The organism is Patiriisocius sp. 208BN25-11 (assembly GCF_058147145.1).
On record NZ_JBYVJY010000012.1, the window covers coordinates 18423 to 30533 of the forward strand.

13 protein-coding genes are annotated in these 12111 nt (G+C 37.0%); 11 read left to right on the forward strand and 2 right to left on the reverse strand.

The features are described 5' to 3' along the window. Nucleotides 1-12: 12 nt before the first annotated feature. The 4 genes from porK (at nucleotide 13) to porN (ending at nucleotide 4699) form a co-directional block, all read left to right on the forward strand. Entirely contained in the window at nucleotides 13-1392 is a 1380-nt protein-coding gene (porK, locus tag ACY2RS_RS12725; RefSeq protein ID WP_490099045.1) for a T9SS ring complex lipoprotein PorK/GldK, read from the forward strand. A 55-nt stretch (nucleotides 1393-1447) separates the two neighbouring features. After that, nucleotides 1448-2092, forward strand: a complete 645-nt coding sequence (porL, locus tag ACY2RS_RS12730) for a type IX secretion system motor protein PorL/GldL (protein WP_490099046.1) — start codon at nucleotides 1448-1450, stop codon at nucleotides 2090-2092. A gap of 41 nt (nucleotides 2093-2133) precedes the next feature. After that, nucleotides 2134-3699: a type IX secretion system motor protein PorM/GldM gene (gene porM, locus ACY2RS_RS12735; protein WP_490099047.1), complete on the forward strand. Its 1566-nt coding sequence runs from the start codon at nucleotides 2134-2136 to the stop codon at nucleotides 3697-3699. A 91-nt stretch (nucleotides 3700-3790) separates the two neighbouring features. Further along, nucleotides 3791-4699 (forward strand): type IX secretion system ring subunit PorN/GldN, encoded by a 909-nt coding sequence (porN, locus tag ACY2RS_RS12740; protein ID WP_490099048.1) that lies wholly within the window; start codon nucleotides 3791-3793, stop codon nucleotides 4697-4699. Nucleotides 4700-4773: 74 nt separating this feature from the next. Here porN and ACY2RS_RS12745 read toward each other — a convergent pair whose 3' ends face one another. After that, a complete protein-coding gene (locus ACY2RS_RS12745) occupies nucleotides 4774-5082 on the reverse strand; it encodes a rhodanese-like domain-containing protein (protein WP_490099049.1) in 309 nt (102 codons plus the stop codon). A 10-nt stretch (nucleotides 5083-5092) separates the two neighbouring features. Then, a complete protein-coding gene (locus ACY2RS_RS12750; RefSeq protein ID WP_490099050.1) occupies nucleotides 5093-6850 on the reverse strand; it encodes an aromatic amino acid hydroxylase in 1758 nt (585 codons plus the stop codon). Between the two features lie 203 nt (nucleotides 6851-7053). On the opposite strand from ACY2RS_RS12750, the gene ACY2RS_RS12755 reads away from it, so the two are divergent. The 7 genes from ACY2RS_RS12755 to paaD all read left to right on the forward strand — a co-directional run bounded on the left by ACY2RS_RS12755 (nucleotide 7054) and on the right by paaD (nucleotide 12060). Next, entirely contained in the window at nucleotides 7054-7620 is a 567-nt protein-coding gene (locus tag ACY2RS_RS12755) for a TetR/AcrR family transcriptional regulator (RefSeq protein ID WP_490099051.1), read from the forward strand. Nucleotides 7621-7700: 80 nt separating this feature from the next. Then, a complete protein-coding gene (locus tag ACY2RS_RS12760) occupies nucleotides 7701-8771 on the forward strand; it encodes a 2Fe-2S iron-sulfur cluster-binding protein (protein WP_490099052.1) in 1071 nt (356 codons plus the stop codon). 158 nt (nucleotides 8772-8929) lie between these two features. Then, nucleotides 8930-9886, forward strand: a complete 957-nt coding sequence (paaA, locus tag ACY2RS_RS12765) for a 1,2-phenylacetyl-CoA epoxidase subunit PaaA (RefSeq protein WP_490099053.1) — start codon at nucleotides 8930-8932, stop codon at nucleotides 9884-9886. Nucleotides 9887-9981: 95 nt separating this feature from the next. Continuing rightward, nucleotides 9982-10269: a 1,2-phenylacetyl-CoA epoxidase subunit PaaB gene (gene paaB / locus ACY2RS_RS12770; protein ID WP_490099054.1), complete on the forward strand. Its 288-nt coding sequence runs from the start codon at nucleotides 9982-9984 to the stop codon at nucleotides 10267-10269. A gap of 6 nt (nucleotides 10270-10275) precedes the next feature. Continuing rightward, entirely contained in the window at nucleotides 10276-10533 is a 258-nt protein-coding gene (locus ACY2RS_RS12775; RefSeq protein WP_490099055.1) for a four helix bundle protein, read from the forward strand. A 181-nt stretch (nucleotides 10534-10714) separates the two neighbouring features. Next, on the forward strand, nucleotides 10715-11467 hold the full coding sequence (gene paaC / locus ACY2RS_RS12780; RefSeq protein ID WP_490099056.1) for a 1,2-phenylacetyl-CoA epoxidase subunit PaaC: 753 nt from the start codon (nucleotides 10715-10717) through the stop codon (nucleotides 11465-11467). 92 nt (nucleotides 11468-11559) lie between these two features. Further along, nucleotides 11560-12060, forward strand: coding sequence for a 1,2-phenylacetyl-CoA epoxidase subunit PaaD (paaD, locus tag ACY2RS_RS12785; RefSeq protein WP_490099057.1), 501 nt, complete (start codon nucleotides 11560-11562; stop codon nucleotides 12058-12060). The last annotated feature ends 51 nt before the right edge of the window (nucleotides 12061-12111 follow it).

Below are 12111 nucleotides of genomic sequence, written 5' to 3' on the forward strand. Positions count from 1 at the left end.
ACCTAAATACCTATGAAAAAGTTTATTGCATTAACTGCGATTGTTGCCTTATTGTCTAGTTGTAACTCTGGAGATAGAGGAGAACTAGTTGGAGCAAAAGGTAAAAAATGGTATCCTGAAAAACCCTTTGGAATGACTTTAATTCCAGGTGGATCATTTATTATGGGTAAATCTGGCGACGACTTTGTTGCTGTTGAAGATGCCCCGACCAAAACAGTAACCGTACGTTCATTTTATATGGATGAAACTGAAATTACCAACGCAGAATACAGACAGTTTGTAGAATGGGTTCGTGATTCAACAGTTCGTTTAAAACTTGCGATACTTGCCGATGAAGTAGGAGCTACTCCTGGAGACGGCGAAGGAAGTATTGGCGACTTTGCTTTTGTAGACAACCAAGATGAAGAAAAATCTCCATATGATCAATATATGGAAGACAACTATTATGGTATGGGAGATGACTTCTATGCAGGTAGAAAAATTAACCGTGATATTGATATTATTTGGGACAAACAAGAATTTCCAGATGAGTATTATGTAGAGGTTATGGATAGTATGTACATCCCAGCTGAGGAAGCTTACAATGGACAAAGTACTATTGATGTTTCAAAATTGAATTTCCAATATACCTATATGGACATTCAAAAAGCGGCTCGTGATAAAACGAAAAGAAGAAAAGATTTTATTGTAAAAGAAGAAATCAATATCTACCCAGATACTACTGTTTGGATAAAAGATTTTAACTATTCTTACAATGAGCCAATGCACAATGATTACTTCTGGCACCAAGCCTATGGAGATTATCCTGTGGTAGGTGTGAGCTGGAAACAAGCAAAAGCATTTTGTGCTTGGAGAACATTATACAAAAATGCACATCAGAAAAAGAAAAAGCGTAACTACGTAAATTCATTCCGTCTTCCTGGAGAAGCAGAATGGGAGTATGCAGCTCGTGGTGGTCTTCAAGGTGGAGATTTCCCTTGGGGAGGTCCTTACACTAAAAATGATAGAGGTTGTTTCTTAGCAAACTTTAAGCCACTACGTGGTGATTATGCAGCAGATCAAGCATTATATACTGTAGAAGCAGACGCTTATGAGCCAAACGATTATAACTTATTTAATATGGCTGGTAATGTTGCCGAGTGGGTTGACAGTTCTTACGATGCTGCATCTTATGAATATACTTCAACGATGAACCCTAATGTAAACGATGATACTAACATGCGTAAAGTAGTACGTGGTGGTTCTTGGAAAGATGTTGCATACTTCTTACAAGTAAGTACTCGTAACTATGAATATGCAGATTCTGCAAGAAGTTACATCGGCTTTAGAACAGTACAAGATTATATGGGTACAGATGTTACCTTAAATGAAAACTTCGGTGACGCGAGATAAAACGTCAAAAAAACTTAAACTTAAATACTTAACTTAAACTTAAAACTTACTTATTATGGCACAGTCAAAGTCAACTAAAAAATTATTTAACATGGCCTACGGGCTTGGAGCATCAATTGTAATCATTGGTGCATTATTTAAAATTCTTCACTGGGATTTTGGTTTCCCTTTTGATGGAAACACTTTATTAACAGTAGGTCTTGTAACCGAGGCAATAATTTTCGCAATTTCTGCATTCGAACCAGTAGACGAAGATCTAGACTGGTCATTAGTATACCCAGAATTAGCGGGTGGTGCTTCAACTAACAAAAAAGGTAAGCAAGAAGACGCACAAGGTCTTTTATCTAAGAAATTAGACGAGATGCTAAAAGACGCACGTATCGATAGTGAGTTAATGAGTAGCCTTTCTACAAGCATCAAATCTTTTGAAGGTGCGGCTAAAGGAATGGCTCCAACTGCAGAAGCAATGAACTCAACTAAAAAGTACAGCGAGGAAATGGCAATGGCAGCAGCTCAAATGGAATCTTTAAATAGCTTATACAAAGTACAAGTAGAGTCTACAAGCCGTCAAGCTGAAGCTAACGAGCGTGTTGCTGAAAATGCAGAACAGTTAAAAGCTCAAATGGAGCATTTAACGACAAACCTTTCTTCATTAAATGGAGTATACGGTGGTATGTTATCAGCAATGAACAGAAACTAAGATTGTTTTTCAAGAATTATTAATTTTTAAAAGAAAAAATTATGGCTGGAGGACAATCCCCAAGACAGAAGATGATTAACCTGATGTACCTGGTTTTCATCGCGATGTTGGCATTAAATATGTCAAAAGAGGTACTATCTGCATTTGGTTTATTAAATGAAAAAATTGATGGTGCTAATGTAGCAACAGCGCAACGTAATACAGCTTTCATGGAAGGTTTAGCTACAAAAGCAGCTGATGAACCAGAGCAGTACGCAGCAGTAAAAGAAAATGCTGATAAAATTAGTGCGGCTTCTAAAGAACTAGATGCATATTTAGCGACTATAAAGTCTGATATGTTAGCTGGTATAGAAGATCCAACCGATTATGAAGTTATGGATAAAACTGACTACCTAGACCAAAAATGGTTTAAAGGCGGTGATGTGTCTGAAGATGGACAGGCTTTTGTTGCAAAGATTGAAGCATACAAAACTAAGATGATGAGCATCCTTCCAGATAGCGCATATCCAGAAATTAGAAAAGCAATTGCTTCTAATTTCAAAACGGATCCTGTAACTGATGGTGACGGTGTTGAAAAATCATGGCTGTCATACAACTATGAGGGCTTCCCTATGGTTGCTTCATTAACTAAGTTAACTCAAATCCAAGCAGATGTAAATACGACACAAGGTGAAGTATTACAAAAGATGTTAGCTGGAAAGCAAGCAGATGCACTTTCTTTTAGTAACTACAATACATTCTTAGACGTTCCTAAGTCTGCATATTACCCTGGAGAAAAGTTTGAAGGTTCTATTTTATTAGGTCGTACAGATAACAGTACGCAACCTAAAAGAGAAGACTTGAAACTAGATGGAAGAGCACTTGTTAAAGGTAAAGACTATACTATTGAAGGTGGTCGAGTAAAACTTAACATTAGCTCTGGTGGTGCTGGAGATCACAAAATTACTGGGTTCCTTTATTATGGTGAAGGTGGTGACGAGGTTGAAGTTCCTGTAGAAGCTGGATTTGCTACAATCACTAAACCAAACGCTGCTGTAATTGCTGCAGACAAAATGAATGTGGTGTATCGTGGTGTTACAAATCCAATGACAGTTTCTATTCCTGGTATCCCTGATAACAAAGTATCTGCTTCAGGTGCAGGATTATCAAAAGTTTCTGGTAGTAAGTACAACATGAAGCCAGGTTCTGGTCGTGAGGTAACAATTACTGCTAGTGGAACATTACCTGATGGAAAGAAAATTAGTACTCCAGCAACCTTCCGTATCAAAGATATCCCTCGTCCAACAGGAACCATTCGTGGTGAAGATGGAAATGGTGGTTGTGTGCGTATGCAACGTCAAGGTTTAGAAAAATCTAGTATCGGAGCTGCATTACAAGACTTTGATTTTGATCTTAAGTTAAATGTAACTGGATTCAGTTTCAAAGTATCTGGACAACCAACAGTAAAAGTGAGTGGAAGAAAATTAAATGGTCAAGCAAGTGGTGCTCTTAAAAGAGCGAAACGTGGTGAGACAGTTCAAATTTTTGATATCACAGCTAAAATTGCTGGAAACAGCGGATATAAATTGAAGAAGATTTCTCCAATTTGTATTGAGTTAACAAACTAAGAAATACAATAATCACACTTGATGTTCGTTATTTTTGTAACTATATCAAGTGTGATTTTTTATCATCACTTTTTTAAATAAAAAGGAACAAATGAGATTAAGAAACATAATTTTAGGTGCTTTTATGCTAGCTTTAGGAATGTCAAGTGCTACTGCGCAATTAAACATTTTGAATGCTAAATCACCCGAAGAAATAGGTAAAAAGACAGAAGACCAAATTGCTTATGACAATGACGAACCATTACCATATGGATATATTGATGAGCGTGATGTGTTATGGTCAAAAGCTACTTGGGAAATTATCGATCTTGATGAGCGTGTAAACTTTCCATTATACTACCCTATAGACACCAATAATATTGGTAGCGATAGACGTTCTTTGTACGATGTTTTAGTAAAAAACATGAAAAATGGCACCATTAAAGATGTGTATTCAGATTCTTATTTTACCGAAAAAAGAACACTTGAAGATCTTGATGCATCTTTAGTATATAGAGATACTACAGATTATGGTATTGATCAATTTAATGCTGAAGGGTTTGTAGATGACGAATATATTAGAGAATTTACATTAGACGCAGCAGATATTGAAGAATGGAGAATACGTGGATTATGGTACTTAGACAAACGTCAAGGAGAGTTAAAATACCGTATCCTTGGTATCTGCCCTGTTGCTGGAGAAGCACGTTCTAAAGCATTTGGAGATGATGGTGGAGGAATTGACAATAGAGTTGAACTGTTTTGGGTATATTTCCCTGCAGCAAGAAAAGTATTGCACGATGCGAAAGCATTTAACCGTAAAAATACATCAAGACCTATTTCTTATGATCATTTGTTAAACTCAAGACGTTTTAACGGTCTTATTTATAAGGAAGAAAACGTTCAAGGTGATAGAGCTGTGAAAGACTACATTAACGATAACTCGTTAATGCAACTTCTAGAGTCAGATAGAATTAAAGAACAAATTAGAAACATTGAAATAGATCTTTGGAACTATTAAGAATACCGTTTCTTTTAACAACTAAAAAAAGCTTCACAATCGTGAAGCTTTTTTTAGTTTATGACGCTTTGTTTCTAATTCGAAAGCTTTTTATACAAACTCATCCATCCACCGCCATTCATCGATTCAATTCCATTGCTTTTTAAAACAGCCGCAGCACTTGCGCTTCGCATACCACTTGCGCAACAAGTAATAACAGGTTTGTTCCATTTTTTTATTTCTGAAATTTTAACACCTACTTGTTGTAGCGGAATGTGCTTAGATCCAGGAATTGCTCCTCCATCATATTCTGCTTTTGAACGTACGTCTAGTATAATGGCATCTCTTGACGTGAAGTCTTGAATTTTCTTTGATTTATTTCCAAATAGATTGAATAGTCCCATAGTGTGTTTTTTAATTAGTTGTTATCGTTTGTTGTTCTAATAAAGCTAGTCCTCCATCTATAAGATGTGCTATGCTAGCTTGGTTTGTTTTAAGCAGTGTAAGATGCGCTAATATTTCAGAAGAAGGAATAAGTTCATAAATTTCTAACACCAGCAACCAATCATTCGGGAAACGTAGTCGTGTTACATTGAAAATCTCAAGAAGTCTCTCAGATGCTTTGTTAGTACTAACTTCATTTCTTATCACTCGTACTTCTTTGTATAGCTCTTGTAGAAGTTGTTCATCTTCCGAACGTGTGGTTACTTTTTCATGTGTACTTAATTCGTGTTTTTCCAACTCAAAACTTAAGTAATCGGCAGCACCTGCAAAAGCAGAAACAATTTCTTTTCCAACTGCCATATCAAAGTCGCCATCTTCTGGTGAAAATAATACTTCGTCTTTGTATGTCACGGTACATTCCCTAAATTGAATGAGCATTAATTCGCCTTTCAAATTTCGCATTCCTGTAACGTTGAGTCCTTTTACATGTATACCGCTCTCAAATTCAAACTCAATAGGTTTTCCGTCATAGAAGTCATACGCTGCTAAATCTCTTGGCCCCATATTTTCGATGGCGAGATTAATACCTTTTAGTTTCCCTAACGGACTCCTAAAGCCATGGCTGTGTCTAGAAACTCCATGTCCTATCACTTCAGTTTCTCTAAAGGCTAAGGCCGTTTTTCCGGTGGTTTCAAAATAGACAACCTCATTGTCTTCATTTTTTATCATGCGCGTAAATACACCACTTACCTGCAGTCCTGTGCTTATTTCAATACTACCTAATTGTTTAGAGTCTATTAGTTTTTGTAAACCACGCCAACCGCCTTTTCGAACAGCCATGGTATTTGCAAAATTCTCAAGAACTTCTTGTAAATAAGCAAAGTCGGGTGTTACAAACAACTGTGGTTGCGGTTTTGTAATATCAAATTCTTGGTAGGCAGCATCTATGGTGTATGGTATTTTTTTTACACTTTCTTTCATACACCATTCGCTTTCGCCTATTGAAGAGAGTAGACCAGCACCATAAATCTTTGGGTTTTCAACGGTGCCTACCATGCCGTATTCAACAGTCCACCAATGTAGGTTTCTAATCAATGCAATTTCAGAAGGTGTTACTTCTTTGTTTTGCAATGCTGTTACTTTTTGTTCGGCAGCATCAATATTTTTTTGAGGTGTACCTTCCGCTTCTTTTAAAATAGAAAGCGTTCTAACCGCTTCATATAATTCCATGTCATGAGCACTAGAAATTGCCTTAGCACCAATTTCTCCAAAACGTCTCAAGTATTCTGCATAATCCGGACTGGCAATAATTGGGGCATGCCCAGCGCCTTCATGAATAATATCTGGGGCAGGTGTATATTCAATGTTTTCGAGTTGTCTAATATCGCTAGCAATAACCAACACCTTATAGGCTTGAAACTCCATAAATGCATTGGGAGGTATAAAACCATCTACAGCAACGGCTGCCCATCCAATTTCCTTTAAAATTCGATTCATTCCATACATCGAAGGAATGGTATCTATAGAAATCCCAGTTTTAGCGAGTCCATCAAGATAGCTTTCATGTGCTACTCTGCTTAAATAATCAACATTCTTGCGCATCACATAGCGCCATACAGCTTGATTTATAGGTGTGTAGTGTTCGTAGTTTTGAGGCTTGATATACTGTTTTAGATGCGGTGGCAATCTATCCAGTAGCTCGTTACTTTCTATAGCAGTTGCATTCATATATCAAAAGTAGTAAAATGATTGTCGATTGAAGATTTTAGATTGTAAATTTATGAATGAATAATATGTTGGAAGTCTGACTTTTGTTTTTAAAATTTTTATGCATTGTAAGGATACATAGGTTTTTTTTTAAATGCCTCAAAAGTATGCCAAATCAAAAATCAAAAATCGTTAATCTTAAATCAATTAGTATATTTACGATAATGAAATCTACCCGAAAAGAAGAAATTGTTGCTGTTGCAGCCACCTTGTTTAAAGAAAAGGGGTTTAGTGCGGTGTCTATGCGAGACATTGCTCAAAAAATGGATATTAAAGCAGCAAGCTTATACAATCATATCAAAGGGAAACAAGAAATTTTAGCTTCGTTAGTACTTACGGTTGCCAATGAGTTTACTAATAGTATGCTAACAATAACTTCTGAAAAATTAACGCCTCTAGATACCATTAGAAAAATAATAGAAGTGCATATCGATATCACCGTAAATCATGCCGAAGCGATTGCAGCCCTAAATAACGACTGGATGCATTTGGATGGAAAAGGGCTATTAGATTTTATCGCCATGCGAGATCAGTATGAAGCAAACTTTAGAAACATCATTAAACAAGGGATCGAAGCAGGGGAGCTACAACCCAAGCATCCAGAAGTGATATTGTTTTCGATACTCTCTACGCTTAGAACCTTGTACTTATGGAATGAAAAACGTGGCAAATTGGAAGTAAATGTGCTAAAGAAAGAATTGGTTTCAGTCCTTATTTCTGGGATTGTATAAGCAATACTTTTTCCTGTAAATAGCTATATTTGGTATTTAAACTAACAATCGTTAGTTTTGTATTATAATAAGTACAATTCATGGCTACATTTCATACATTGAAAATTAAAGATATCTACAAGGAAACTCCAGATTGTTCTGTGATTACCTTTGATGTTCCTTCTGAAATTTTAGATGAATTTCAATACACCCAAGGTCAACATCTTACCTTAAAAGCTATTATTGATGGTGAAGATACCCGAAGATCGTACAGTCTTTGTTCTAGTATGGTAGATCATCAATGGCAGGTAGCTGTAAAAAAAATACCGGGAGGTGTGTTTTCCACCTATGTAAATGAAGTTTTGCAAACAGGAGATTCGCTCGAGGTGATGGCACCTAGCGGAAAATTTGGTGTACCTATTTCCGAAGAAGAAAAAACATACATTGCTTTTGTAGCGGGAAGTGGTATTACACCTGTCTTGTCAATGATTAAAACCCATTTGGCTAAAGAACCTAAAGCGAAATTCAAATTATTCTATTTGAATCGTACGGTGAAATCTATTATCTTTAAAGAACAGATTGAACAACTTAGAAATCAGTACTTTGGAAGGCTCGAGATTTTCTATTTCTTAACCAAAGAACATAGAGATGCCGAATTGTTTAACGGACGCTTTACTTCGGAAAAATTAGATGAAATTTTTAAGAAGTTAGTATATGTGCCAGCTCTTAATGAAGCTTTTTTATGTGGTCCTGAAGAAATGATTTTTTTAGTAAAAGACAAACTAATCGAAGCTGGAATGCCTGAAGCAAATGTACATTACGAACTTTTTGTTACAGGACTAACCGAAGAAGATAAGCAACGTGCTGCTCGTTTAGCAGAGCAAAGTGTAGAAGGTATAGAAGTAACCATTGTGGATGGAGGTAAAGAATTTCATTTCACTATGACCGATGAATATGACAATATTCTTGATGCTGCCTTGGGCGCTGGAGCAGATTTACCTTTTGCCTGTAAAGGTGGAGTTTGCAGTACTTGTAAGTGCGAAGTGCTTGATGGTGCAGTAGAAATGAAAATAAATTACGCGTTGAGCGATAAAGAGGTATCTCAAAACTTAGTATTGAGCTGCCAAGCCGTTCCAACAACAGATAGTGTTAAAGTAGATTTTGACGTATAGTCTTTATCTAAAATGAAACGAAAACATTTCTCTCCCACTGGGAGAGATGCCCAAAGGGCATAGAGAGATAGCATTCTCGTGAAAACGGGTATCTTTTTGAAATTAGAGATTGTTTAATTAGCCTAAAGCTTACAGCTTAAAGCCTAAAGCAAAAAATCATGAGTGAAGATCAAATTAAAAACCTAGAAGAAATTTTTGAAGCGCGCATTGCACGTGACGAAAAGATTGAACCCAAAGATTGGATGCCAGAGAAGTATAGAAAGACGCATATTCGTCAGATTTCTCAGCATGCCCATAGTGAAATTGTTGGAATGCTTCCTGAAGGGAACTGGATAACCAGAGCTCCGTCACTTCGAAGAAAAGCTGCCTTACTTGCCAAAGTACAGGATGAAGCAGGACACGGTCTCTATTTGTATTCTGCTTGTGAAACCTTAGGGATTTCAAGAGATGAATTATACGAACAATTGCACTCTGGTAAAGCAAAGTATTCTTCTATTTTCAATTACCCAACAGTAACTTGGGCAGACATGGGAGCCATAGGTTGGTTGGTAGATGGTGCTGCCATTATTAACCAAGTGCCTTTGTGTAACACCTCTTTTGGTCCTTATGCAAGAGCCATGGTACGCGTTTGTAAAGAAGAAAGTTTTCACCAACGCCAAGGGTTTGAAATCATGCTAAAGCTTTGCAATGGAAGCCAAGAGCAAAAAGACATGGCACAAGATGCTTTAAATAGATGGTGGTGGCCAAGCTTAATGATGCTAGGTCCAACAGACGCAGAATCGGTGCACACAGAACAATCTATGAAATGGAAATTAAAGCGTAAATCTAACGATGATTTACGTCAGCAATTTATAGATCAAACAGTTCCTCAAGCCGATTTGTTAGGATTAACAATTCCAGATCCTGATTTAAAGTTCAATGAAGCAACAGGAAGCTACGATTTTGGAGAAATAGACTGGGATGAGTTCTGGCAAGTAGTAAAAGGACACGGTCCTTCTAACAAAAAGCGTATGAAAGCGCGTGTTGGAGCTTGGAATAATGGAGCTTGGGTACGCGATGCTGCCATGGCACATGCTGCTAAAAAAGAAGCAAAGAAAGTAGCAAAAGCTAGTTAAGTATAACTCCCCCTTTGAAGGGGGTTAGGGGGATGTTCCAGAAGAATGTTTCTTTATATAAACATAGTACTTGCTTTTGTAAGTATTTACAAGATATGACAAATAACAATTGGCCCTTATGGGAAGTCTTCGTAAGAAGTAAAAATGGATTAGAACATCGACATTTTGGAAGCCTACACGCTGCAGATGCAGAAATGGCTCTAGAAAACGCACGTGATGTCTACACAAGACGCAGTGAAGGTGTAAGTATTTGGGTGGTTGAAAGCAGTAATATTACCGCTAGTAATCCAGAAAATAATGGAGAACTTTTTGAACCCGCTCAAGATAAAGTATACCGTCATCCAACATTTTATAAGCTACCAGACGAGGTAAAACATATGTAGCATTATTTGCTTGAACTTGAACTTGAATTCGAACTTGAAAATGAAATGGAAAAGAAATTTGATTTAAGTGAAAGATTAGAAGATTTTGCAGCTGAGATTATTATTTTATTTGAAAACAAACCTTTGTCTTTCGCTGGAGAATATTTGGCAAAGCAACTAATACGATCGTCATGTTCTGCAGCTTTAAACTATGGTGAAGCATTAGGTGCAGGAACTGATAAGGATAAGATTAACAAGTTAAGAATTTGCTTAAAAGAGCTGTGAGAAAGTTTAAGGAATTTGAATATTCAAATTAAGGCAAACTTACTTTCAGATAAAAGCCTCTCAAATTTGAAAGATGAAAATGATTAATTGATAAGAATTATAGTAACAAGAATTAAAAACATTAAATAATGAAGTTTTACTTCGATTTCAAGTTCAAGTTCAACTTCAAGTTCGATTTCTCATGAAAGAACATTTATACAATTACATACTATCAATAGCAGACAACAGTCTCATCCTCGGCCAACGCCTAGGAGAATTGTGCGGTCACGGACCAACACTAGAAACCGATATTGCCTGTACTAACATTTCCTTAGATCTTATTGGTCAGACCAGAAATTATTATCAATATGCCGCTACGGTTCAAGGCGAAGGGAAGACAGAAGACGATATCGCCTTTCTACGATTAGAACGGGAATATAAAAATGTATTGTTAGTAGAACAACCCAACGAGCATTTTGGCTATGTGATAGGTCGACAATATTTCTTTGATGTATACCACTTGTTGTTTATGAAAGCGCTTTCGAACAGTAAAGATGAAACCTTAGCGGCAATAGCAAAAAAAGGAATTAAAGAAGTAAGTTATCACAAGCGTTTTTCTGGAGATTGGATCAAACGTTTGGGAGATGGGACCGAAGAAAGTAATGCCAAAATGCAAGAAGCTGTCGACGAACTTTGGGCCTATACAGAAGAACTTTTTGACATGTACGATGCGGCTAATGCAATGGTAGAAACTGGAATTGGGGTAGACTCATCTCAATTAAAAGATGCCTATTACAAAGAAGTAACGAGTTTATTTGAAGAAGCAAATCTCAAAGTTCCCGAATCGAAATACTTTATTCGCGGCGGTAAAAAAGGAATTCACAGCGAGCATATGGGCTATTTATTATCCGACCTGCAATACATGCAACGTACCTATCCAAATATGGAATGGTAATCTTTAAAACCGAAACCAAAATCGAAATCGAAATCGAAACTGAAACCAAATTCTCCCTTTGAGGGGAGATACAGAGGGGTGTTTTACTCACTATGATACTACAAACTTCACATATCGACCCACATCTCATTCCAATTTTGGAACAGGTGAGTGATCCCGAAATTCCAGTACTTACAGTACTAGATTTAGGAGTAATACGTGAAGCTATCGAGGTGGATGGTGTCATTAAAGTAAAACTCACTCCTACCTATTCAGGGTGCCCGGCCATGGATGTGATTGGAGATGATTTAAAAGCGGCTTTTCATCCTTTAGGCAAGACAGTTGAGGTTACTTTAGTGTTAGCCCCAGCATGGAGCACCGATTGGATTAGCGAAGCAGGTTTGCAAAAAATGGAAGCGTATGGAATTGCCAGACCTTTATCTGAAACCGCAGACAAAGAGGTACTATTGGGTAATGCTAAAAAAGTTATTTGTCCGCAATGTAAAAGTACCAACACACATTTAGTAAGTCAGTTTGGCTCTACCGCCTGCAAAGCATTATTTAAATGCGATGCCTGCCAAGAACCCTTCGATTACTTTAAGTGCCTAAAATAAAATAAGTGTCACCCTGAGCTTGTCGAAGGGCGTACTATGTCAAATTTATAG

Excerpts from the sequence above, each read along its gene's own strand:
- porM (WP_490099047.1), top strand. The coding sequence starts at position 2,134 with ATGGCTGGAGGACAATCCCCAAGACAGAAGATGATTAACCTGATGTAC.
- paaA (WP_490099053.1), top strand. The coding sequence starts at position 8,930 with ATGAGTGAAGATCAAATTAAAAACCTAGAAGAAATTTTTGAAGCGCGC.
- porN (WP_490099048.1), top strand. The coding sequence starts at position 3,791 with ATGAGATTAAGAAACATAATTTTAGGTGCTTTTATGCTAGCTTTAGGA.
- ACY2RS_RS12755 (WP_490099051.1), top strand. The coding sequence starts at position 7,054 with ATGAAATCTACCCGAAAAGAAGAAATTGTTGCTGTTGCAGCCACCTTG.
- ACY2RS_RS12745 (WP_490099049.1), bottom strand. The coding sequence starts at position 5,082 with ATGGGACTATTCAATCTATTTGGAAATAAATCAAAGAAAATTCAAGAC.
- ACY2RS_RS12750 (WP_490099050.1), bottom strand. The coding sequence starts at position 6,850 with ATGAATGCAACTGCTATAGAAAGTAACGAGCTACTGGATAGATTGCCA.
- paaC (WP_490099056.1), top strand. The coding sequence starts at position 10,715 with ATGAAAGAACATTTATACAATTACATACTATCAATAGCAGACAACAGT.
- paaB (WP_490099054.1), top strand. The coding sequence starts at position 9,982 with ATGACAAATAACAATTGGCCCTTATGGGAAGTCTTCGTAAGAAGTAAA.
- porK (WP_490099045.1), top strand. The coding sequence starts at position 13 with ATGAAAAAGTTTATTGCATTAACTGCGATTGTTGCCTTATTGTCTAGT.
- porL (WP_490099046.1), top strand. The coding sequence starts at position 1,448 with ATGGCACAGTCAAAGTCAACTAAAAAATTATTTAACATGGCCTACGGG.
- ACY2RS_RS12760 (WP_490099052.1), top strand. The coding sequence starts at position 7,701 with ATGGCTACATTTCATACATTGAAAATTAAAGATATCTACAAGGAAACT.
- paaD (WP_490099057.1), top strand. The coding sequence starts at position 11,560 with ATGATACTACAAACTTCACATATCGACCCACATCTCATTCCAATTTTG.